At 48.6% G+C, this 23,600-nt stretch carries 19 protein-coding genes and 1 riboswitch; of the genes, 10 read left to right on the top strand and 9 right to left on the bottom strand.

What is annotated here, in order from left to right:
* Window positions 1-73: 73 nt before the first annotated feature.
* The 5 genes from ACQ5BJ_RS17970 (at window position 74) to ACQ5BJ_RS17950 (ending at window position 5,935) form a co-directional block, all read left to right on the top strand.
* On the top strand, window positions 74-214 hold the full coding sequence (locus ACQ5BJ_RS17970) for a hypothetical protein (RefSeq protein ID WP_005545040.1): 141 nt from the start codon (window positions 74-76) through the stop codon (window positions 212-214).
* Window positions 215-520: 306 nt separating this feature from the next.
* Window positions 521-1,096: a TetR/AcrR family transcriptional regulator gene (locus tag ACQ5BJ_RS17965; protein ID WP_040735708.1), complete on the top strand. Its 576-nt coding sequence runs from the start codon at window positions 521-523 to the stop codon at window positions 1,094-1,096.
* A 168-nt stretch (window positions 1,097-1,264) separates the two neighbouring features.
* The gene (locus tag ACQ5BJ_RS17960; RefSeq protein ID WP_005545036.1) at window positions 1,265-2,527 is read left to right on the top strand and encodes an MFS transporter; all 1,263 of its coding nucleotides are present in this window, start codon (window positions 1,265-1,267) and stop codon (window positions 2,525-2,527) included.
* 123 nt (window positions 2,528-2,650) lie between these two features.
* Window positions 2,651-5,269: an ATP-dependent helicase HrpB gene (gene hrpB / locus ACQ5BJ_RS17955; protein WP_430111785.1), complete on the top strand. Its 2,619-nt coding sequence runs from the start codon at window positions 2,651-2,653 to the stop codon at window positions 5,267-5,269.
* A gap of 171 nt (window positions 5,270-5,440) precedes the next feature.
* Entirely contained in the window at window positions 5,441-5,935 is a 495-nt protein-coding gene (locus ACQ5BJ_RS17950; protein WP_005545033.1) for a CcdC family protein, read from the top strand.
* A 164-nt stretch (window positions 5,936-6,099) separates the two neighbouring features.
* Here the strand turns inward: ACQ5BJ_RS17950 and ACQ5BJ_RS17945 are convergent, their stop codons facing one another.
* On the bottom strand, window positions 6,100-7,077 hold the full coding sequence (locus ACQ5BJ_RS17945; RefSeq protein WP_005545032.1) for an aromatic ring-hydroxylating oxygenase subunit alpha: 978 nt from the start codon (window positions 7,075-7,077) through the stop codon (window positions 6,100-6,102).
* A 312-nt stretch (window positions 7,078-7,389) separates the two neighbouring features.
* Here ACQ5BJ_RS17945 and ACQ5BJ_RS17940 point away from each other — a divergent pair, with 312 nt between their 5' ends.
* Entirely contained in the window at window positions 7,390-8,754 is a 1,365-nt protein-coding gene (locus ACQ5BJ_RS17940) for a nucleobase:cation symporter-2 family protein (protein ID WP_430111783.1), read from the top strand.
* A gap of 90 nt (window positions 8,755-8,844) precedes the next feature.
* On the opposite strand, the gene ACQ5BJ_RS17935 is transcribed toward ACQ5BJ_RS17940, so the two are convergent.
* From ACQ5BJ_RS17935 to ACQ5BJ_RS17920, 4 genes are all read right to left on the bottom strand, one after another.
* On the bottom strand, window positions 8,845-10,203 hold the full coding sequence (locus ACQ5BJ_RS17935; RefSeq protein ID WP_430111991.1) for a TrkH family potassium uptake protein: 1,359 nt from the start codon (window positions 10,201-10,203) through the stop codon (window positions 8,845-8,847).
* Between the two features lie 342 nt (window positions 10,204-10,545).
* Window positions 10,546-11,505 carry a hypothetical protein gene (locus tag ACQ5BJ_RS17930; protein ID WP_430111781.1) on the bottom strand — a complete coding sequence of 320 codons (960 nt, stop codon included), beginning with the start codon at window positions 11,503-11,505 and terminating at the stop codon, window positions 10,546-10,548.
* A gap of 404 nt (window positions 11,506-11,909) precedes the next feature.
* Window positions 11,910-13,142 carry an MFS transporter gene (locus ACQ5BJ_RS17925; protein WP_238555798.1) on the bottom strand — a complete coding sequence of 411 codons (1,233 nt, stop codon included), beginning with the start codon at window positions 13,140-13,142 and terminating at the stop codon, window positions 11,910-11,912.
* Window positions 13,143-13,374: 232 nt separating this feature from the next.
* Window positions 13,375-14,760, bottom strand: coding sequence for a YjiH family protein (locus ACQ5BJ_RS17920; protein WP_430111779.1), 1,386 nt, complete (start codon window positions 14,758-14,760; stop codon window positions 13,375-13,377).
* Between the two features lie 279 nt (window positions 14,761-15,039).
* On the opposite strand from ACQ5BJ_RS17920, the gene ACQ5BJ_RS17915 reads away from it, so the two are divergent.
* Complete coding sequence (locus ACQ5BJ_RS17915; RefSeq protein ID WP_430111777.1) at window positions 15,040-15,333, top strand: YciI family protein; 294 nt, start codon at window positions 15,040-15,042, stop codon at window positions 15,331-15,333.
* Window positions 15,334-15,452: 119 nt separating this feature from the next.
* Here ACQ5BJ_RS17915 and ACQ5BJ_RS17910 read toward each other — a convergent pair whose 3' ends face one another.
* Window positions 15,453-15,665, bottom strand: coding sequence for a hypothetical protein (locus ACQ5BJ_RS17910; protein WP_005545019.1), 213 nt, complete (start codon window positions 15,663-15,665; stop codon window positions 15,453-15,455).
* A gap of 529 nt (window positions 15,666-16,194) precedes the next feature.
* On the opposite strand from ACQ5BJ_RS17910, the gene ACQ5BJ_RS17905 reads away from it, so the two are divergent.
* Entirely contained in the window at window positions 16,195-17,061 is an 867-nt protein-coding gene (locus ACQ5BJ_RS17905) for an MgtC/SapB family protein (RefSeq protein WP_005545016.1), read from the top strand.
* Between the two features lie 128 nt (window positions 17,062-17,189).
* Here ACQ5BJ_RS17905 and ACQ5BJ_RS17900 read toward each other — a convergent pair whose 3' ends face one another.
* The 3 genes from ACQ5BJ_RS17900 to ACQ5BJ_RS17890 form a co-directional block, all read right to left on the bottom strand.
* Window positions 17,190-17,903 carry an ABC transporter permease gene (locus ACQ5BJ_RS17900; RefSeq protein WP_268599055.1) on the bottom strand — a complete coding sequence of 238 codons (714 nt, stop codon included), beginning with the start codon at window positions 17,901-17,903 and terminating at the stop codon, window positions 17,190-17,192.
* Window positions 17,900-18,754 carry an ABC transporter ATP-binding protein gene (locus tag ACQ5BJ_RS17895; RefSeq protein WP_430111775.1) on the bottom strand — a complete coding sequence of 285 codons (855 nt, stop codon included), beginning with the start codon at window positions 18,752-18,754 and terminating at the stop codon, window positions 17,900-17,902. Before ACQ5BJ_RS17895 ends, ACQ5BJ_RS17900 begins: the two co-directional genes overlap by 4 nt.
* A gap of 259 nt (window positions 18,755-19,013) precedes the next feature.
* Window positions 19,014-20,273, bottom strand: coding sequence for a LytTR family transcriptional regulator DNA-binding domain-containing protein (locus ACQ5BJ_RS17890; RefSeq protein WP_268599057.1), 1,260 nt, complete (start codon window positions 20,271-20,273; stop codon window positions 19,014-19,016).
* Between the two features lie 318 nt (window positions 20,274-20,591).
* A riboswitch (purine riboswitch) is annotated at window positions 20,592-20,690 on the top strand.
* A gap of 99 nt (window positions 20,691-20,789) precedes the next feature.
* On the opposite strand from ACQ5BJ_RS17890, the gene ACQ5BJ_RS17885 reads away from it, so the two are divergent.
* On the top strand, window positions 20,790-22,226 hold the full coding sequence (locus tag ACQ5BJ_RS17885; protein WP_005545006.1) for an NAD(P)/FAD-dependent oxidoreductase: 1,437 nt from the start codon (window positions 20,790-20,792) through the stop codon (window positions 22,224-22,226).
* A 299-nt stretch (window positions 22,227-22,525) separates the two neighbouring features.
* Entirely contained in the window at window positions 22,526-23,410 is an 885-nt protein-coding gene (locus ACQ5BJ_RS17880) for a formate/nitrite transporter family protein (RefSeq protein ID WP_430111773.1), read from the top strand.
* The last annotated feature ends 190 nt before the right edge of the window (window positions 23,411-23,600 follow it).

The raw sequence follows: 23,600 nt of genomic DNA, 5'->3' as shown, positions 1-23,600 counted from the left end.
TCGACATGTCCAATCCATCTAGCGAAAGACTGCATATGCTAGAAATGGATATAGGAAAGGGAGGTGACAGACGATGTGCTTCTGTAACCAGATGAATAAGGTCAGCAGCCCAGTCAAGGTCATCCAGAGCGATGCGAAGCCGCAACCTTCGCACGGTATTCAGATGACTGCACGAAAAGTTGAGGCGGTATCGGCAATAAAGCCGATCAGATAATTCGTGTAGCTGGTAGGATATACTCCAACATATGCGTTGGACCACTGTAAGGTGATTCAGATTTAGTTCATTGAATGGCTCCTGCTCCTAACTTGAGGCCTGTCCCGTCGTGAGACGAGCAGGCCTATTTTGTTGTCAAAAAAACCACATCGAAAATAGTTCCATTGAATGGTTAATTGTTGCTTTTCAATAGAGAGGCTGCTCTACGGTTGCTTGTTGGCTAATTGATGAGATATAATGATGACATTAACTAAGAAAACTGTTTTTGTTTTTGTAGTTTTCAATCGGCGTGAATGGGGGGATTTCATGCGCGAACGGATTATGAAGGCATTTATCGAGGAGCTTCAGGATAAAGGAATTAAGTTCACGATGGACGATTTGGCGCGACGGCTTGGGATGAGCAAGCGTACCTTGTATGAACATTTTTCCTCCAAAGCGGAGTTGCTAGATACGATTATCGAGCAGACCCTGCACGAAAGTGATGCGAAGACAGCAGAGATTATGAAGGACAATACCTTGTCGCTTCTCGATAAAATGAAGGCAGTCATGACCGTGCTGCCAAATCATTTCGAGCTGTATGATAATCGGATTCTTGAGCAGATGAAGCGAGCATACCCAGAGCAGTGGCTGAAAATCGACAACGCCCTGCGGGATGAATGGGAGATACTGCGCAATTTATTGGAACAAGGGATGGATGAAGGCATCATCCTGAGGCATAATGCTGCCTTCATCGTGAAGGTGATTACAGATGCATTCAATTCGACCTTGGATCAGCGATTTTTTGCGAAGCAGAACATTTCGCTGCCAGATGCTTTGCAATCCATAGCAGATATGGTGTTATACGGGCTTGTGACAAGAGATGCCTCTCAGGAGCAGGCTTAATTGTGGATGATTCAACACAACTAGGAGTTCAACTTGTGATGAAGTCTAGATAAACGCGCAACAGGCTTGCGGTTTGTCATATATGAACAGTTGTTAGGACTGATCCAATTGGCTCAGTCTTTCGACTAAGAAAACTTATAAAAACAAATTAGTTTTAGGAGTGGGATTATGTCTTTCATGAGGCAGATTAGTCGTACACAGTGGATTGGCCTCGTGCTCGTTATCGGCATTTTATTTATCGACATGTTATTGTACAGTTTGTTCATTCCGGTTGTACCTTATTTTACAGAACAGTATTCGATGTCGTCGACGACACTTGGCATACTATTTGGCAGTTATGCGGCCGCGTTATTTCTTACGACTCCCTTTTTCGGCCGCATCGCAGATCGATTCGGCAGACGCAAGACGATCATTATGGGCTTGCTGTTCATGATGATGTCTACCTTGCTGTTCGTATTTTCTCAAACGACCGCGATGCTTATTATGGCACGCTTCCTGCAAGGCTTGGCTGCAGCAGCTTCTTGGACGGCAGCAATGGCGCTGCTGGCCGACCTGTTCCCGGGGCCGGTTCGAGGTGCAGCGATGGGCTTCGCCATGACAGGAATATCATCGGGCTCTTTGCTTGGAGCTCCAATTGGGGGCTGGTTATTCGAGGTTGGCGACCATCATACGCCATTCTGGTTCGCTGCCGCGTTGACTGCCGTCATCTCGATTACTGTGTTGCTCTTGCTGCGTGAGCCAGTAAGGGAAGAACGCTCTGCTGAGGGAGGGGGAACCTTCTCTTTGCTGCGGCACCGTACGATTCTGTTCGTTGCCTTCGTTATTTTGCTGGCGGAGACAACACTGACGATGTTGGAGCCACTGCTGCCGGTATATGTGACCGAGCGCTTCCAGATGTCTCCGCTCGCACTTGGCATGCTGTTCGGCGTGATGACACTAAGCTATGGATTAATAGCGCCAATAGCAGGAACACTTGCAGGTAAGCATAACCCATTTCGCTTGATGTTAATTGGACTGATCGGACTGGCATTTACGCTTCCTCTTATCGCTTTTGCAGGCAGTGTCCCTTTGCTTATGGGGGCAGGATGTCTAATTGGAGCGGCGATCGGATTCACGTTATCTCCAACCTTGCCTACACTCGGAGCGATCGTGGATGGGGACTCATCCGGCGGTGATTACGGGGTTGCTTATGCGCTGTTCAACATGATTCATGCGGCAGGAATGATGCTCGGTCCGCTTGCAGGCGGAGTACTGACAGATGCATTGCCTGTGATGGCTTCGCTCATTGTCATTAGCTTGCTCATTGTTTCTGTCACATTCGGCTTGTCTATGATGAAGCGTCGGCATACGCACACGTTTTCGCTAAAAATGAGTGCTGAACAACCTGTGGGTGTAACCGTCTCTGCTGGTGAAAGTGTCTATAATCGTTGATATGACGATATCACTAGATCGGGTGTTCGGAGCATGATTTGATAATTGTTGAAGTCGGAAAGCTGTCTCGTCTATGATGGATGAGACAGCTTTTTTGATGGTATGGAGGGCGTGAAGGACGGAATGAAAGAAAACCATTTGCCGATAGATGAGGTATTGCCAAAATTAAAGTCAGCGTTGAGCAGCCATACAGGGGCAGTATTGGTTGCAGAGCCGGGAGCAGGGAAGACCACCCGTGTGCCGCTTGCGCTGTTGGATGAACCGTGGCTTCAGGGACAGCGGATTCTGATGCTGGAGCCGCGGCGCATCGCTGCTCGCTCTGCTGCACGTTATATGGCTCGTTCCTTAGGAGAGCAGGCCGGAGAGACGATAGGCTATCGCGTTCGTCTCGACACATGCATTAGCGAGAAGACAAGAATTGAGGTTATTACAGAAGGGATTCTGACTCGTATGCTTCAGGAAGATCCCTCCTTGGAAGGTGTAGGACTCGTGATATTCGATGAGTTCCACGAGAGGCATTTGCATGCGGATTTGGGTCTGACTCTTGCGATAGAGTCACAGACGGTACTGCGCGAGGATCTGCGCATTCTCGTCATGTCGGCGACGATTGAAGCAGAGCCCGTCGCGGCGATGCTGAATGAGGCTCCTGTGGTTGCCAGCAAGGGGCGCAGCTATCCGGTTAAGACGATATATGCCGAGCGACGGGAGGATGCACCACTTGAGCAGCGTGTTGTGCGCACGATAATGGCTGCCCTCCATCGTGAAGAGGGGGACATGATGGTGTTCCTGCCGGGAGCAGGGGAAATTCGGCGTGTACAAGCAAGGTTGGAGCAAGAGCTTGCTAGGCTTGCAATGGTTGAACGTGTAAATGTTGCTCCATTGTACGGACAACTGTCGGCGGCTGTACAGGACGCCGCCATTGCTCCATCACAGAATGGAATTCGTAAAATCGTGTTGGCTACTGCAATCGCGGAGACGAGCTTGACAGTGGAAGGGGTTCGCATTGTCATCGACAGCGGACTAATGCGTGTACCTTGCTTTTCGCCGCGAACAGGTCTTACTAGACTGGAGACGCTGCCTGTCTCGCGCGCATCTGCTGATCAACGGCGCGGCCGGGCAGGTCGTCTTGGTCCGGGCATCTGTTACCGTCTTTGGACGCTGGATGAAGAGAGACAGCTTTCAGCCCATCATATGCCGGAGATTCTTGCCGCTGATTTGGCTCCGCTTGCCTTGGAGCTGGCGGCATGGGGGGCGGAAGCCGCTGATCTGAGGTGGCTGACACAGCCGCCAGCCGCTGCATTGCGCCAAGCAGAAGAGCTGCTCGTTCAATTGGGTGCACTATCTGAGGCAAGGGCATTGACACCACATGGACGGATACTGGCGAAGTCAGGTTTGCATCCGCGTTTCGCTCACATGATTACCAAGGGTATGGAGCTTGGGTTAGAAGAAGATGCATGTATGCTGGCGGCACTGCTCGGAGAGCGGGATATTATCCGCCACAGCAGCAGTCCCGGTGTATTGAGCGAGCATGAAGGAGCAGGACAGCGAGCAGCAGCGCCCAATCCGGACTTATGCTTTCGTATGGAACTGCTGGCTGATGAAGGACGTTCGCAATCTCGTCCTCATCGCCATGCTGAGGTGGATGAGAGTGTGCGTCGGCGGATACGCGAGCAAGCGAAGCAGTATCAGCATGCCTTCTGCGTCCAGGTGGATCATAAGCGATCGCTAGCTTTTAAAAATGGTGATATGAGTAAAGAAGATGCATGGAGCTTGCTTGCTGCATTTGCCTATCCGGATCGGATTGCTGAGCGTCGTCCAGATGGGCGCTACCTGCTTCGGAACGGTCGCGGTGCGGCCTTTACTCAAGCTGTTGCAAGCGGAACCCTGCTGGCACAGTCACCATACATCGTTGCTGTGCAGCTTGATGATGCGGGCGCCGATGGCCGCATTCTGCTGGCAGCCTCGCTTAGTAAAGCCATGCTTGAACGCCACTTTGCTGTTGAATTAACGCGGGAAGCTCATATTGCTTGGGATCGGACAACACAATCTGTCCGTACCCGAGAGCGCATTCGCTTAGGAGCGCTTACGCTCAAGGATATTCCGCACAGTGCTCCAGACGCAGACGAAGTGCTGCACGCGTTGCTGGATGGCATCGCCCAGGAGGGGCTGAACATCCTCCCGTGGACGAAGCAGGCGCGCCAATGTCAGGCGCGGCTTCAATTCATGCATCGGCATTTGCCAGAGGAATGGCCAGCTGCTGGTGAGGAGGAGCTTCTCGCCACCTTAGAGGAGTGGCTCGGTCCGCATGTGTACGGCATGAGAAGCCGTGACGATCTTGGCAAGCTGAACTTAGTTGCAGTGTTTGAATCGATGCTGTCATGGGAACAGCGTCAGCAATTGGATCAAGAGGCGCCAACGCATATCACGGTGCCGAGCGGTTCTCGCATTGCTGTAGACTACAGTGATCCAGAGCGTCCATTGCTGGCTGTCAGGCTGCAGGAGGTATTCGGTTTGCACAATACGCCGCGCATTGCCAGGGGCCGCGTATCGCTAACAATGCATCTGCTCTCTCCGGCACAAAGGCCGGTTCAGGTAACGCAGGATTTGGCGAGCTTTTGGGCGAGCACTTATTTTGACGTGAAAAAAGACTTGAAGGGACGATACCCGAAGCACTATTGGCCGGATAATCCACTCGAGGCGGTTGCAACTCGGCGAACGAGGCCATCAGCGAATAAAGGATGAGATATCGCCCTATTGAGTTGATTTGTAGTAGATACAAGTAGTCTTCTGCTGTCTATTGGTATGTGAAATCAGAATTCGATATAATAAAATACAGGAAATGACCAGCTGGTCTAATCTATACAGAATAAAAACAGCGTTAACACGGCTTGTAGTTTATGGAGGTGAAGGTGCATGTCACATGCACTCGTGTCATCACAGTTAATGTCGCTTATTGTGTCCTTGTGTGCAGGGACAGCAGTTATCGTGCTTCGTTTGCGCGCGTCGAACAAGCCGACCTCAATGAAGAAGATTATTATGCCGCCAATTGGCATGGCAACAGGCTTCGGCATGTTTCTCGTTCCGGCGGTGCGCATTCCGTGGCTATGGGCCATTGGCGCTTTTCTTGCAGGGGCTTCGATCTTCGCCTATCCGCTTATTCGCACATCGCGTTTTGAACGGATCGGCAAGGAAGTTTATTTAAAACGATCGAATATGTTCATTGTTGTAATTGTCGGGTTGCTCGTACTGCGACTCATCCTGCATGATGTCGTGGAGCAATATGTTTCAATTTCACAGAGTGCGTCCCTGTTCTTTATTCTTGCATTCGGCATGCTGCTGCCATGGCGCTTGGCTATGATGATGCAGTATAAGAAGCTGATGGCAGAGAAAGTGGAAAGTGAGCAGTAACAAAATCTTTTATGGATGTTCGATAACGAAAGAAGCTGTATCCTGTCTTGAAGAAGCAAGGCAGGATACAGCTTTTATGATAGTAATAAAATATTCTTGGGCATTTTTACTATATTCAAAATAAAACCTGGAGGCGGTTCAGGCATTTATTCATAGCACTGTAACTATGCCGTGCCCCACACAATGCCCAGCTCCTTCAAATATTGGCGGTAAGCGATGCTGACACGGTCGCACTTGAGCGATAATTCCACTTGCAAATCAAGCGGCAAATCTTCAGGCTTCTGATTTTCCACAATCGGCTTGTCCTGTGCAAAAATCATGTCTTGGAACTTCACAATCTCATCGTCAGCCAAACCTGGGTCATAGTTGAAGGATAGAATTCCGTATGCGACAGAGGTTACTTCATCCTTCGGCTGCACCGTTAACAATATGGACATGAGATGACCTGTCTCCTTGTCGCGCTTCGTAAACTTGACGGTAAGCGGACGGGCAATTTCATACGTATAATAGACATTCTTTGCTTGACCGGAGCCGTCCGGATCTGGCTGAAACACTTCAATTTCCTCGGAGCGAATGCCTTCTGGAACGCGGTGAACTCGGTAATCGCCAATTTCCGTATGCGTTTCGACTCCTAGATAACCTTCGTGTACGACAGCAAGATGTCCCACATCAAGGAAGTTCTCTACAATGCGAGGCGGCTTGGCACCCACGGACTGAGGGCCCCATATAACATTGCGCCAGCCTTCAGCACCGAATTCTTCAAATGGAAACCACGGTATATCCGCATTCCCTAGATTGACCCAAATGAATCCATAGCGTTCCTCACAACCATACGTAATCGCATGAGCCTTTTTCGGAATGGCTTGTTCCGCGGGCAGCTGCGGAATGCGGGAACAGGCGCCGGAGCCCTCGAACTCCCAAGCATGATACGGACAGACAAGCTTGCCATCCTTCACGCATCCTAGCGACAAGGCGGCCCCACGGTGTACGCACAAATCCTTGAACGCATGCACACCTTCCTCATTACGGAACAGGACGACGCGCTCTCCCATTATCAGCACCTGCAGCGGCTTCTCCTGCACATCCTGCGCACGGCAAGCAACAATCCATTCATTACGCAATACGGCATCATTTACGATCATGATGTAGACAGTCTCCTTTAATGATCCGGCAATCAAAAGCTGAATCCGAATGTAATGTTCTCATCTATTGAGTGACCAAAATCATGTGTAGAAAAGTATTAAGAAATTTAATGAAATCTTTCGTCTTTTCTGCGCACACGTTTATTTTAGGGAATATATTGGTGCGAGTCAACATAAAACACGAACAATATACAAAAACATTTAATTAATATTCGTGATTTACCTATACAAAACGAAATGTACACTCTATAATCAGGGTGTGATCAAAATCATAACGAACGTTACAGCATACGTGGGGGGAAATAAGCATACATGGAACAATCAGCGAAGTCGAACACCCTTGTCGTTGGAGTGGATGATAAGATCAGTGCCGGAAAGGCCTTTCTGTTAGGACTCCAGCATGTGTTGGCTATGGATTTGTACATTGCACCGATCATTATTGCAGGATTGCTGTCACTAAATGCAACGGATACATCGTTTTTTATTCAAATGTGCTTTATCGGAACAGGAATTGCGACCTTAATCCAAACTGGCTTCGGCTTGCGGCTTCCTGTCGTTCAGGGGCCGTCTTACGTGCCTATTGGCGCAATGGGGGCGATTGGAAGCAAGCTTGGATTAGGAGCTATGACGGGGAGCTTGATACCGGGTGCATTGCTGATGATGCTGCTCGGCATGCCGCTGAAATGGTTCGCGAAGGCAGTACGCAGGATGATTCCACCGCTTGTAGGGGGAACGGTTATTTTGATCGTCGGCATATCGCTGATGCCAACGGGAATGAATAATATTTACCGCGCGGAAGGCAACTTGTGGACCAACATTCTGATTGCCGCTGTATCTGCAGGCGTTTTAATTATCTGCATGCTGCTTGGTCGTCAATCGAAGAAGCTGGGCACGGTGTCACGTCTTATTTCCGTCATTGTCGCGATTGTGGCAGGAACACTTTTTGCGTCGATGTTTGGCAAGGTTGATTTCTCACGAGTGGCAGAGGCTGATGCATTTTCCATTCCTAGCTTCTTCCCATTCGGTGCGCCTGATTTTAATCTTAGTGCGATTGTGACCATGATGTTCGTCTACTTCATTATCTTGATTGAAACGACAGGAACATGGTTCGTCATCTCCTCTATTACAGGCAAGGAGCTTACAGATGAGCGCTTGAACCGTGCAGCAGCAGGAGAAGGCTTGGGCTGCTTCGTAGGGTCATTGTTCGGCGGAACGCCAATGACAGGATACTCCTCTAATGCAGGGCTTATCGCGGTTACAGGCGTAGGGAGCCGTATGGCGATTATGGCAGGCGGCGGCATCTTGATTGCTCTTGGTCTTATGCCGAAGCTGTCTGCGGCGATTACTTGCATTCCAGAGCCGGTTATTAACGGTATCTTCGGTGTTGTCTGCGTGGCTATTGTCGTCAATGGGTTGAAAGTCATTCAATTTGTCGATCTGGACGAGCGTGCCATGATGATTATCGGCGTGCCAATTTTGCTTACGATGGCCGTGACAGTATTGCCAGACGGAGCGTTAAAGGGCTTGCCTGACTTCGCCGTGTACGTATTATCCTCCGGCATCACGGTTGGTGCTTTAGCAGCCTTGATTCTCAACCTGGTCATTCCAAGCGGCAAGCACAAGGCAGCGGCAGAAGGCACATTGGTGGCGTCCGGTGGGGAACAGACTGCGTCATAATTTCTTAGCTATTTCTCCTTCTGACCGAGCAACACATCGACAGAAATAGAAGAAGGCAGCAAGCATCGCTTGCTGCCTTTTATCGATCTTCTATCCAATCATAATCTTTCCTTCAGGGTAACGGTATAAGGACTGCTCCTTGCGGTTGCCGAGCGCGTATGCAAGCGTCATGGGGCCGATACGGCCGATGAACATCGTGGCACATATGACGAATTTGCCAAATGCCGACATCTCAGGTGTAAGGCCCATAGATAATCCTACCGTTGCTACGGCTGATACCGTTTCGAAGAGCAGTGTGATGAACGGCTGATCTTCAGTTATGGCCAGCAGCATGGATACGCCCAGCACCATGAATATAGCGAGGAATATAATCGTCAGTGCCTTAATGATCTGATCCTTGGCAAGCCGATGGCGGAACAGCACAGCATCCTCACGGCCGCGCAGCATCGCATAGACGGCAGCCAATAGGATAGCGAATGTCGTCGTCTTAATCCCGCCACCCGCAGAACCAGGAGAGGCGCCGATAAACATGAGAATAATGAGCCCGAATTGGGTTACCTGCTTCATATTTGCCACATCAACCGTTGTCGTTCCCGACGAACGGGCGGAAATCGACTGGAAGAAGGAAGCGTATATTTTGCCGTCCCACCCAAGTGATCCGAGCGTATTCGTATTTTGGAACTCGAAAATGAAGATGAAGATGGCGCCAGCAACAACCAGGATGCTGGTCATGGACAATACCACCTTGGAGTGCAGTGTTAATCGTCGTGACTTCGGATAATCGTACAACTCAGCCAATACGATGAAGCCAAGCCCTCCGGACAGCACGAGAAAAGTAGCAACTACATTCGTTACGAAATCATCCACATGCAGTTGGAAGCTGGAGCCAAATAGATCGAATCCCCCGTTGTTGAACAAAGAGATCGAGTGGAACAATCCGTAATAGAATGATTGCAGCAGGGGCATATCAATAGCCCAGCGCAGCGTTAGAATGATCGTTCCTACTCCTTGGATAATGAACACGAATATAATGACACGGCGGATTGTTCGTACAATGCCCTCCATACTGTTCGCATTGATCGACTCCTGTAAAATGAGTCGTTCCCGCAGGGAAATGCGTTTCCCAAGCATAAGATAGAAGAGCAGGGCTACGGACATGAAGCCTATGCCGCCGATTTGTACGAGTGAAATAATAACCCCTTGTCCAAATGCAGAGTAGGTTGTCCCGATGTCGACGACAACCAGTCCGGTTACGCATACAGCAGAAGTTGCCGTGAACAAGGCGTCAATGAAGGAAAGGGAATGGCCAGCCGCCAAGGATATCGGCAGCTTCAAGATACATGTCCCGATTGTGATGATAGACAAAAAGCCGAGAACCAGCACACGAGCAGGCGTCCAATGCATTGTCCGTTTTCTCCATGAAGTCATGTGAACGTCTCCTTTAACAATAAAAAAAGTAATGAGGAAGGATTGAATCCTGTTACAGTCAGGTGCGTACGTTGGATAATCATTCGAATCAATCATTTTCCAAAACGTTCACTAGTATATCGTTCCCCAGAGTGGATGTAAATGGTCGATTTTTATTTACGAACATTTTCCTATTTTGAGAAGGACAATGCAAGGGAAGTGATTCTATCGGTATGTGAATTTAAAAGGGATGATACATGTGCGATAAGATATGAAGAGAATCCTGTTGTTCGTGAGATAGAAGCTTAGCTAACCATGGGAAATGGGCTGGTGGGGATGCATGGGGGAGTCTTCTTAGAACTGTTGGGGCTAGAGGGGTGCCGTTTACGACACCCACAACCGGCCATATACTTTCCAATTTACAAATCCGCGGCTAATCCAATACGTTGATACATGAAGTACGATAAATGCAATAAGCAGAGTTGGTTCAATGAGAGCGAATAAGGCCCATAAAATGACTAAAATCCATGGAGACAGCTTTTGCAGCATCTGGGCTGGCCACCATACGAGTCGGAACCACGGGTGGGATTTTTGTAGTGCATCCATATATTCGTTTCTCACTTGGCTATCTTCAGGATTTAAACGGATGGCCTCTTGCATGAATTGCATAGCGCGATCGTGCTCATCTCGCTGATCTGCTGCCCAAGCAAGCTGCATCAGGGTGTAAGCATGTTTCTCCTGCCAGGCTAAAGCTTGGCGTTCTGCTTCGCGGGATTCCGGATACCGCTTCATTTGCGCTAGTACATAGCTGTAGGTAGCATAAGCAATGCCGGCAGGCTCAATGTCGATACTGCGCTCCAGCGATAGAAGTGCTTGATCCAGCGCGCCTTTGCGCAGCTGATACTGGGCAAGCAGCAGATGGGGCGTTGGATCTTCTTCTGCCACCAAGGCAAGCTGCCTCGCTGCTGTCTCGAAAGCAGGCCATTCTCTGCGCTCATAATAGATGGACATGCGAACTCGCCAAGCATCCGGAAGTCTCGTATCGCGCTTCAATGCCTCAGAGGCCCAATACAGCGCCTGATCTGGTGCGATCGGCTTGTGAACAACTGCTGCCAGCGACATAACGGTTGGATGCTCCGGATATTGCTGCTGCAGGCGCATAGCCTCTTCCAGCGCTTCCTTGTAGCGCTGCTTCTGATATAGCTCATTTACCTGATGAATGGCCTCCTGGAGGCGTATTCTCTCTTCCAGCTCTTTGGCTGTCACGTTCTGTTCGCCAGATTCATCGGGCTGGTTCTCTTTTTCTGCAGTTTGTTCCAGCTCCTCATGCTCTACTTGTGGCATCCTCCATCACCTCCATGATGTACTCGGTTGTTATCTCTATTGCAAATCCATGAATGTTGAAATGATGGATCGACGCGTATGATCATCTTCATCGTCTGAGCCTTGTATGATGATCCTCTGGGTCGTTTTAACGACCTTCAAAGGGATTCGATAGATGCCTTATGTGTCAGCTTTAGCTTCGCTTCTTCAATCATCTACTCATTCGTGAAAGCTGTCTATTAGACTGAGCTTGTTGGCCGCAATCCCTCAGGTGAAGCTGACAATATTGTAGACCCACACTGCGTTCGGAGCAAGGGAAATAGGGTTTCCATTTTATATAATTATTTTGATTTGGCTGCCACAGTACCACATTACGGCAGATACCCCTGTTGAGAGAACAGCTTTTTACGCCGGAAATTTACTTGCTACGATATTCCCTTTGCCCATTGATGAAGGGTGTTATCGCTTGGAAGCATCCATGTCAGAAGACCGAATAAAGGAAGAAATCCACATACGATCATTACATTTTCAATTCCCCACGTGTCTATGAAGTACCCGAGTGCAAGTGCGCCAATGCCTCCCATGCCGAAGGCGAACCCGGTTATGAGTCCAGATACCGTTCCGATGTTGCCGGGATGAAGCAGTTGTGCGTAGATTACCGTAACGGAGAAGCTGGACAATAAAATAAATCCGGTCAAGGCCAAAACAACACCAGCCCAAAACAGCGATAAATACGGCAATATGAGGGCAAGCGGCGCAGTCCCAAGCATAGAGACGAGTATCAAGTTGCGTCTTCCGAAGCGATCGGCAAGCGGGCCGCCGAAGAACGTTCCGACTGCTCCTGCTCCGAGGAATAAGAATATGTATATTTGTGCGTCATCGAGTGTCAAATGGTAAGCATCCATCAAGTAGAAGGCATAGTAGCTGCCTATGGCGGCACTGTACCAGGAACGAGCAAAGACGAGCACAACCAATACGATGGTGGCGGCAATAACTCGGTTGCGCTTCGATGGATCCATCGTGCGTGCCTGATGCCGCTTTTTGAAGGCATATCCGCTATCCAGCATTGTTCGGTACCAGCGTGCAATATAGGTTTGTACGGCTATGCCTGCCCCTGCAACGATCGTGAATACGAGTGCACCCGATTGCCCCAAGGGGATAAATATCCATTTTGTCAGCATGGGCGCGAGGGATTGACCCGCGTTGCCGCCTACCTGAAAGATTGATTGGGCGAGTCCTTTTCGCGCGCCTGCCGCCATATGAGCAACTCTCATTCCCTCTGGATGGAAGGCGGCTGATCCGAAACCGACGAGCACGACAGCCAGAAGCACCAGAACATAGTTCGGAGCATAGGCAAGCAGCAGTACGCCTGCGAAGGTGAAGCACATTCCAATTGGAAGCAGTGCTGGTGTCGGTCTGCGATCCGCTGCATACCCAACGACAGGCTGCAGCAAGGAAGCCGTCACATTGATGGCGAAGGAGATCCAGCCAATTTGAGCATACGACAGATTCATAGATGACTTCAGAATGGGGAAGATTGCAGGGATGACAGCTTGAATCGAATCATTGAACAAGTGCACGAAGCTAATGGCAAGCAGAATGCGGAACACTGTATCTGCTTGAAGATGGGGTGCAGGCTCCATGCTCGGAGATTTCATTTGTGATGCAGTCCGATGCCTGGGTGCTGCAATGGTTGATGCTTTATTGTCCATGAAGGAACTCCTTTCCTTAGGTGAATTGATAGCAGAGCGTTGTTGAATCGCATGAAGATTATGGAATGATGTAACGATAATCGTTTTTCCTTATTGTTGCAATCGAGAAAATGGCCCTGTTACTGGAGAAATATAGAAAATATCTCGCCAGACAGGGCCATTTCTTAGATTTTCATAATTAAAATAGTAGATGTGCCGCTAGCGCAATAATCGGCAGCGTGATAAGCGTACGCAGCAGGAAAATAATAATCAAATCCTTCATGTTCACAGGCAGCTTAGAGCCAAGTAGTAATCCGCCGACCTCGGACATATAAATGAGCTGCGTGACAGACAGGGCAGCAATGACGAAGCGGGTCATTTCGCTTGTAATGCCGGAGCCCAGCACTGTAGGCAGGAACATGTCTGCGAATCCAACAAGTATCGTCTGTGATGCTGCCTCCGCTTCAGGAAGTCCTAGCAGCTGCAGCAGCGGAATGAATGGCCAGCCGAGCCATTGAAAGACCGGAGTATACTCGGCAAGTGCAACGGCAATTGTGCCGATAGCCATCACAACCGGAATTACGCCGAACCACAGGTCAACAATGTTTTTGAAGCCCTCGCGAATGAAGGAGCCTGCACCCTCATGTTGCCGTGCCTTATTGACTGCTTGGCGAAGTCCCCACTGCCATGGGCTCCATGATGATGGGATTGCCTCTTCTTTAGCGGGTACTGCCCCTGCTGCATACGTGTCAGGCTTGCGCGATAGCGGCGGTATGCGCGGCATAATAACGGCAGCGATCATACCAGCCAATGTTACCGTCGCATAAAAGGGAAGGAACATGTGAGCCATATTCACATTGCTCAATACGATGAAGCTGAACGTAATAGACACGGCAGTAAATGTCGTTCCGATGACGGCCGCTTCTCGCTTTGTATAGTAGCCATTCTCATATTGCTTGCTGGTCATCATCACGCCAATCGTACCGTCGCCGAGCCAAGACGCCATGCAGTTGATGGAGGAGCGTCCGGGCAAAGTAAAGATTGGACGCATAATTTTGGTCATGAGCGTGCCGAAGAACTCAAGCAGTCCGAAGTCAACGAGCAGCGGCAGAAGCAAACCTGCAAGCATAAAGACAACGAACAAGCCGGGAATAAGGCTCGAGAGCAGCATGCCGCCAGTATGTTCCGACCATATCCACTCGGGTCCAATCTGAGAAAAAGTAATGATCGCAAATATCATTCCTATTGTTCGAGCGGCGAACCAGAAGGGGGATATAGCGAACAATGCATTCCATAATGGCTGATGCAGCAGCTTCTCCGGCTTCAGCCAGCGGGTATATGCAGTTCCGATCCAGGCCAGGACGATGATGATCGTGGCAGCCAGTGGGAGCCAAGGCGCAAGCCATTGTCCGATCACCTTGGCCAAAAATGCAATGGGTACCGTTACTTCCCCATTCCATGGCACAGGAATAACGAAGAGCAGTAGCCCAAGTAAGGATGGTATGGCGAAATGCAGCAAGCCTGTCCAACTCAAATGCTGTGTGGAAAGCGAATTTTGCTGCATGTTGTCGTTTTTAACTGTCATGTATGAATAATTCTCCTTAGAGTGCGGTATATTTATGCAACATCGTTTACTTTAATACAAATAGAGTTGAATTCCAAGAGTAGAATAGTTAGAAAAAAGTGGAATCCCAGTTAAGTGCAGTATACCAGTTTTTCCTATGTTTTGAAAATCCCCGTTAAGTCATTATAGTGAAGGCACTCGGGTTATCATCGAGCAGTACTTGACTCCATTTCATTCGTGCGAAATACTTGATTCATCGGCTGCATTCATATGTGGAGCAGATCAGGAAGGGGGACTAGCATGTATGTTGTAGAGCTTACATATAAGAAGTCTGTGGAAGAAGTAGATGTTTATTTGGATGCCCACCGTGCATTTTTGGACGAGCATTATGCGAAGGGCGTATTTTTGTTATCAGGACCGAAGGAGCCTCGAACAGGAGGAATCATCATCGTAGATGCGCAGACAGAGGAGGAGGCTCGTTTTTATATCGAGCAGGATCCATTCTTTGTACATGGTGTGGCGGCGTATCATTATATTGCCTTCCGACCAACGAAAGCAGATGAGGGCCTGCAAGCGCGTTTATTCCAACGGTAGCTGCGGCTGAGGAGAATCATGAACCGTGGGTTCTGTTTACGAAGGCGCATACATAAAGGATATAAAAAAAGCGAGATTGCCTAAATGTGTAGGCAGTCTCGCTTCGCTTATAATCGGAGTTATCCTTCTACTTGTGGTGTGGAGGTTTCAACTGATCTCTGATTCATTTTCTGCATGGCAAGGCCTGCACAATAGCCAACCGCCACACATGTTCCTAAATTATTGGTGAGATGGCCCATTATCGCACCCATCATGATTCCAGAATAAACCCAAATTTCCCCCGTACCTTTCATTTTGCTCCAAGTGTCCTTTACCGTTTGTTGTTTTTTCATAATATTTAACGTCCTCTCGTTTGATTTGATACCTTTATTCTATAGGCATCTACATGTCCATTCCTTATTTTCTGGTTGAAATGCGCCTTTTTCGGATTGAACGAAGCTAGAGGAGGGATGAGTGGGCACATTGGAGCTTATTTGGATGAGGCCAACACAGCAGTAGAGCAGAATACGCAAGCTGCATAGAATGTATGAGCCGCTTCAATAGCTTCAAGTGTTATCGATATGAAAGGATAAAAAACGAGTCGTTCTATTTTGGTGACAAGCGCATATAATCCAGATTATATACTCGATTTTCCCGCCTTGCGTATAATGGCTCAGGAGCTCTTAAGGTTTAGTTGAGAGACAATCATGTTCAACGGGATATTGCTTGAGAAGCTGCATCCAGATATAAGTGCGGGGGAGAGAGGATTTAGCAGAACTCATTTGGGAAGCGCTTACAATAAAATAAGATGTGCCCGTACTCTTACTCCAATACTGGATAAGTGGATGGAACAGGGCATCTGTGAACGAGGCTGATCGAGATATGGAATTAGGCGTTCATCCTGAAGTATGGCAAATCAGCATGCTGGAGCTTACATTTCGCGTCATTATTGCCGTTGTACTGGGCGGTGCAATTGGTCTGGAGCGCGAATTCGGGGAGCACGCAGCCGGATTTCGCACGCATATTCTCGTTTGTCTAGGATCTGCGCTCATTATGATGCTGTCGAGCTATGGATTTTCAGACTTTATTTATGAAACGAATGTACGCATGGATCCGGCCCGGCTGGCGGCTCAAGTCATTAGCGGAATCGGATTTCTTGGCGCGGGTACGATATTACGTACAGGCATGACGGTATCAGGCCTGACGACTGCCGCCTCCTTATGGGTAGTTGCCGCAATCGGCTTGGCGGTTGGAGCAGGCTTCTATTATGGTGCGCTTTTGACCGCATTTACGGCATTTTTCAGCTTGTTCATGCTCAACAAGTTGGAGAAAAAATTCTCACCCTTCTCAAAGTCTGCTTCTGTAAGGAAGCTTGCACTTGTTATTGCGGATGGGCCGCGCCATATCGGAAAGGTACTATTCATTCTGAAGGAACAGAATATTGCTATTTCAGACATTTCTATTGAGCCTGTGGAACAAGGGGAAGAAGCAAGTACAACAGGCCCCTTATCGCCGGAGGATTCAAGTGACATGGATATCCATTGTTGTGTGCTGCTGCAGGTAAGCTTAAAATGCCGGACCTGGCATATCGATAAGCTGCTGGAAAAGCTGTTGTCTGAGCCGTGTGTGAGAGCCGTAAGGCATTTTGGCATTGATGAACCGATTGCTGAAAAGAGCAAATGGGGCTTTAGCGATTTATTTGAACGCAAGCAGGAGGATCACTCTACAGAGGAGAGCTCCAAGCAATAACTTATCACTCACAAAACAGCACAGTCCTGAGGATTTCCGCTCATGGAGCTGTGCTGTTCGTGTTGCAGATAATAGAAAGCCGCTGTATATTTCTCGGGAAATAATGTATTTCCTGTCGGACAAACTCATTATGCGTCGTAACGTTTGCTGCGATATACAATCAGTGTAATGATAATTGAGGCGGCCATCCAGATGGTGATAATGCCTACGTGGATTGAAATGGAAAATAACCCTTGACCGTCCCACAGCTTCTGAGCAGCTTCCGACAATTGAGATGTTGGTAGGTATGCCACGATCGTGTCTACCACACTGCTGTTGAAGACATTGCTGAATGCAGGCCCCATAAGGAAGACAATCATAAGCGGCATGCCAACGAAGGAAGTTTCCATCGTCGTACGGGACAATAAGCCAGTTAGCGTACCGAATGCTACATACATGATAAGACTTGGCACAATCAGCATAGCAAGGCCAATAAGCGGAAGTCCTGGCGTTTTTGCAATCAGAAAAGTTGCGATCAGCGCACATAATGTCAGGAATACGGAGATTGCGCTCTTACCCAACAGTACCTCGATCGGCTTGGCAGGGGACAACATCAGTACGCGCAGCGTATGCTTCTCCTTCTCTTCTGCCACCATCATCGATTGGGCAAATAAACAAGTAATCAGCAATGCCATGTTGATTGGCATCATCAGAAGAGTAGCGCCATCACCGATGGTCCCATTGCTGAACATGAAGGCGAAAATAAGCGGCAAAGCTGCTGTAATTAACAGCATTTGATTCCTCATAGCTTCTTTCCATTCCTTCTGAATCATGGCAGTTACTCGATTTATAGAAAATGTCATTGTAATACGCCTCCAGTCACTTTAATGAAAATATCGCTTAATGTTGGTTCATTTGAATGTATCGATATAAGCTTGCCGGATGTCATCCAATCGTGAATACGATTTGCTCCAGCCTCATTGCGTTCAACGGTATGTGTTCCATCAGCCGTGACCACCGTAATGGCATGATCCATGTGGGCCAGCCGCAGCCGCTGCGGTGTATCCATAGCAGCGATGCATCCCTGATGAAGAAAGGCGATGCGATCACACAGTGATTCCGCTTCCTCCATATCATGCGTCGTCAAGAAGATGGTTGTTCCCATGCGGTTCAACTCCCGCAAGGCTTCATGTATTCGTTTCGTATTCGTCGGATCGAGTGCAGATGTCGGTTCATCCAGGAATAAAATATCTGGCTTATGAAGCAAGGCGCGAGCCAGTGTTACTCGCTGCTTCATCCCTTTGGATAAATGCTTCACTGTCGTTTTACGCTCGCTTGTTAAGTTGACCTGTTCTAGTGCTTCCTGTACTCGGCTCGTCGGCACATGATACAGCTTGCAGAAAAACACAAGATTATCCTCAATGGTAAGCCGCTCGTACAAGGTGCTATTATCCGTTAATATGCCGATGCGGGACAGATGCTGCTGGCGTTCTGAATCCTTCATTTTCGCGATGTCTACATCGAATACGCGGGCTGTTCCAGCCGTTGGAAGGAGCTGGCCTGTAAGTATCTTCACGGTCGTAGTTTTACCTGAGCCGCTTGGGCCGAGAAATCCAAAAATTTCGCCGCGCTGAATCGTAAAATCGATTGGCTTTATGGCTTGCTTGTTGCCGAATGTCTTGGTCATTGCTCTTACTTCAATAATTGGTTCCATGAGTCACCCTCGCTTTATCTAAATGATATTGTGTACGATTCGAATGTCAGTGCCCGCTGTTGCTCATTTGCGGTCGGTGCAGCTCATTGCTGCGCTGCCGTCCCTGTCGACATCCTTATCGTACTGTGAAAGGGTGATCGGCACCTCAAAAACCCCGCGAATAGCGCACTCCAGTGGTTGAATGGAGCGTTTCGCAGGGAGGATGGAACCGATTAGAAGCTGATTTGATACGACGTTGCGGCTAAATGGAGCGGTCATCCTATCCGATTCCCATAATAGCCTTCATTTCTTCGTATTTATTCTTGGAGAGCGGCACCTTGCTCTTATTCTCATCATCAAGCACGAGGCTGTAGCTGTTGCGGGACCAAATAATGACTTCACGGACACGCTGCAAATTGACCAAGTAGGAGCGATGGCAGCGGAAAAATCCGAATGCCTTGAGCTTGCGCTCCAATTCTGTCAGCGTCATCGTGCAGGGCAGCGAACCGGAATGCATATGAAGCTGGGAAGCGCCATCTTGGCTTTCGATATAATTCAATTCAAGCGGATCAATAAGCACGATTTTGTCTTCAATACGTGCTGGAATTTTGTCAAAGCTAATTTGCGGGACGAAGCGTTTGCCTACTGCTGCCGAATCAAGCTCGTCTTCCTTTTCCTCAGGCTTCGCATTAGGAGCGTCCTCTTTATGTACAAGTTCGGCATCTTCTTCGCTTAGCTCAGTATCTGATGTGTCTAAAACTGCGGCTGTACTCTTGTGGCCTTCCTGAGCTATTTCTTCCAAGCCTGACTGCTGGGCGAGGTTGGCTTGTTCATCTACGTTAAGGGCCTCAACCTCGGATATTTGATTTACAGGCTCGTCCTCAATGATGACTGACTTAAAGCCGACAGGCGTTAAGCGTACAACATGATTGGTCATTGTGAGCGCACTCTCCAAGGAAGGCACAGTCATGAAGATGGAAACGCCCTCCTCACACATCGTGTTAATCCATTGACGGAGCAGGTAGCTGCTTTCCAAGTCCATATGGAATTCAGGATCCTCGATGATAATCAACTCTGGACGATGAGCTGCGGCTCGTGCTAGGTGGAATCGGCGCTGTTCGGGCAATGAGCATTTGCCTAGCGGCGTATTCATGCGCTCATACAAGCCGGTTAGCTTCAAGAGCTGTTCCAAACGGTCTTTATGGTAGGCCCCATACATTTTCATAAAGAAGGTCAAGGCTTCCTTCGGTGTTAATCGTTCATATAAGGCTTCACTCTGCCGAATCAAGCCGATTTTAGTGGCGAGAGAAGCGAAGGAAAATGGAATGCCGCGCCATGTCACGCTTCCAGCCGAGGGCTTGGCTCTATTTATTAGTAAATCAATAATCAACTGTCCGGTGATATGGTTGCTTTGCACCGCAATGCACTGTCCCGGATTTATTTGTACGCTCAGCGCATCTAAAAGTGTGGAGTTGCCTTTTGTCATCGATAGTTTGTCAATAATCAGTCCATCCCCAGCGGGGGGTTCAAGCGCGTTCATACGCGTGCCTCCAATCGTATGCATGCCAATCTTTGTTGTGAGTTATATCATAGGTAAATCATATATCGATAACCTCATTTTGGGTAGATGCTGACTGTGAAGGGGGGGGGCAGTTTTGAATGCAGCAGGGAATAATGAAGCAAGTGGACAAAATAATAATGTTCGGAATTTGCTCTATTTATAATCGTGATTAGTAAATTATGATGTGGGATTAAAAATAATTAACGAACAATGGGCGTGAGTGTTGTTGACTTGTTCGTTAAATTTAGATACAATAAGGTTGCTCCCGCGGAAAGTGGAGAGCAAGGATTGATTGGCCATTATTTTGTTTATCCTGTTCGTATATCCCAGAGATAAGGTCTAGGGGTCTCTACCAGGAGCCGTAAATTCCTGACTACGATAGGTATGCTTTGGTATACCTGCACGTAACAGGATATTTTTTTTGCCCAAATAGGTGCAGGCTCATCGGATAAGAGATAAATAGACCGAAACATCGTGAGCATCGAGGAGGAAACAATGAGTAAATATGATGTAATTGTTGTAGGAGCAGGTCCGGCTGGTATTTTCACTTGTTATGAATTATCTTTGAAGGCTCCACATCTGAAAGTATTGCTCGTAGATAAGGGACATGATATTTATCGCCGCAACTGTCCGATTTTGGAGGAGAAAATCCAAAAGTGTCCTCCAGCGGCAGGAAAGAAGGACTTTGCCGGCTGTCTCCCAGCTTGTTCGATTACAAACGGCTTCGGTGGAGCAGGGGCATACAGTGATGGTAAATTTAACGTAACGACAGAATTTGGCGGCTGGCTGACTGATTATTTGCCGGCTTCACAAGTACTGGACTTGATCAAATATGTAGATGCAATCAACCTGGAGCATGGAGCTACAACGGATATTACCGATCCAACAACAGAAACGGTACGTCGTATTGAACAGCTGGGCTATTCTGCTGGCTTGAAGCTACTGCGCGCACAGGTGCGTCATTTGGGAACGGAACAGAACCTGGAGATTTTAAAATCCATTTATGAATATTTGAAGCCTCGCGTCGAAATGGCCTACAAAACAGAAGTCGCGGATCTGATTTCAGAGAAGCAGGATGGGCGTTATATTGTGAAGGGGATTGAGCTAAAGAGCGGCGAGAAGCATGAAGCTGATCAAGTGGTAATCGTGCCGGGACGTGACGGCTCAGCATGGTTGACGGAAATATTGAAAAAGCGCCGCTTGAAAATGTACAACAACCAAGTCGATGTTGGGGTGCGGGTAGAGACCTCCGATATCGTTATGCGCGAAATCAATGAACACCTGTATGAAGGGAAATTCGTGTTCAATACGTCTGTTGGCACACAGGTGCGTACCTTCTGCAGCAATCCGTCTGGCCATGTCGTGGTGGAGAACCACAGTGGCATCATGTGCGCGAACGGACACTCCTTCAAGGATCCGAAGCTGGGCTCTGCAAACACGAATTTTGCGCTGCTTGTATCGCATAAGTTTACGGAGCCGTTCGATAAGCCGAATGAGTACGCTCGTGAAATCTGTAAGCGCGCGAACGATTTGTCCGGAGGCGGCATTATCGTCCAGAAGTACGGGGACATCATTCGCGGACGCCGCTCAACAGAAAAGCGCATCCAAGAAGGATTCCTGGAGCCTACCTTGAAAGAGGCCGTTGCTGGGGATTTGGGTCTTGTACTTCCATACAATACGATGAAGAGTCTCATTGAAATGGTTGAAGCGCTTGATCGTGTAACGCCGGGCATCGCTTCTGAGCACACGTTATTTTATGGAGTTGAGGCGAAATTCTACTCCGCTCGTCCAAAGCTGGATACGACATTGGAGTCGGAAATTGAAGGCTTATACTGCGGCGGAGACGGCGCTGGCATTACGCGCGGACTCGCACAGGCAGGTGCCGCAGGTGTACACATTGCACGCAGCATCGTTGCCAAACGCGGCGCGTAAATGCACGATGCCGCTCAAGCCAATTCATAGGGGGGGCCAGTGAGTCGAGACCTTGACTTGCTGGCTTTTTTTGTATGCTGTGCACCTATTTCCTTGTATACGCAAAATGGTCAATATTTGAAATATACTTTGTGATAAAATGCACAACATCATGGTGAGGGCTTCGTTACAATGAATTTGCAACCTGTTCAGTTGACATTCCAACCGGGGTGAATCGCATCTGGGTAGGTGCGAATGGAAAGCAGGCCTTGGGATGATCAGGCTTGCATCGGAATATGCACAAGCAGGAGGTTATGTCGATGTCAGGTTATTTGAAGCCGCAGCAAATTGCGGAGGCAACAGTGGAAACCGGAACGATCAAAGCGAGAAATCCTTTGTCTGCCATGCTGATCTTAGGTTTTCTTGCCGGGGCATTTATTGCGCTCGGTTATCTCTTATATATACGGGTGACGGCAGCCGCGCCCGCGGAATGGGGAAGTATTAATAGCTTGATTGGAGCAGCGTTGTTCCCCGTAGGGTTGATCCTTGTCTTATTAGCTGGCGGAGAGTTGTTGACCGGGAATATGATGGCCGTACCGCTCGCCCGAATGAAAGGCTGCATAACGACCGGAGAGGCCATCCGAAATATCGTGGTGATTACGTTTGCTAATTTCTTGGGGGCTTTGTTTGTAGCGTATTTCTTCGGTCATGTAGTGGGGCTTACGAGTTCTGGCCCATATTTGCAGAAAACCGTTGATGTAGCGGCTCATAAGCTGGATGAAAGCTTTATTCAGGCCTTTGTCAGCGGGATTGGCTGCAACTGGCTTGTTGCACTGGCGGTATGGTTGGCTTATGGGGCGAAGAGCTTCAGCGGAAAAATTATGGGCATTTGGTTCCCGACGATGGCTTTTGTAGCCATCGGGTTCCAGCACGTTGTTGCCAATATGTTTGTCATTCCAGCAGCCATTTTTGAGGGGCATTTCAGCTGGGGGCAATATATGTCGAACTTCATTCCTGTCTGGCTGGGCAACTTGGCCGGAGGGGTTGTCTTTGTAGCAGGTGCTTACTATATGGTGTACTTACGTTCGCAGCATGTGAATAACCAGAAGGTAACGAATGGGGCTTCCGAGCATCTGCATTCGAAGGATACAGGTGCTGAAAGCAACGCAATGCCTTCGGGAGCGGCGAGCTCGCCTGTTCACTAACTGAGGCAGCAGCGCAGAACATTGGTATGTAAAGGTAGGCAAGATCGAGTCATGATTAGGCTCGGTCTTTTTTGTTTGCCGAAAACGCAGGTATGCTGCTCTTTATATAAATTCACGGGCTTGTCACCTCCATTACAGATAGATGTGGTAAACTACGGGTGACTAGTGTGCGCCATATATAGAAGAGAAG

The organism is Paenibacillus sp. B1-35 (assembly GCF_050474385.1).
GTDB classification, from domain to species: Bacteria; Bacillota; Bacilli; order Paenibacillales; family Paenibacillaceae; genus Paenibacillus_B; species Paenibacillus_B alvei.
The sequence above is the reverse complement of the archived record's forward strand: the minus strand, read 5'-3'. Positions and strand labels throughout refer to the sequence as shown.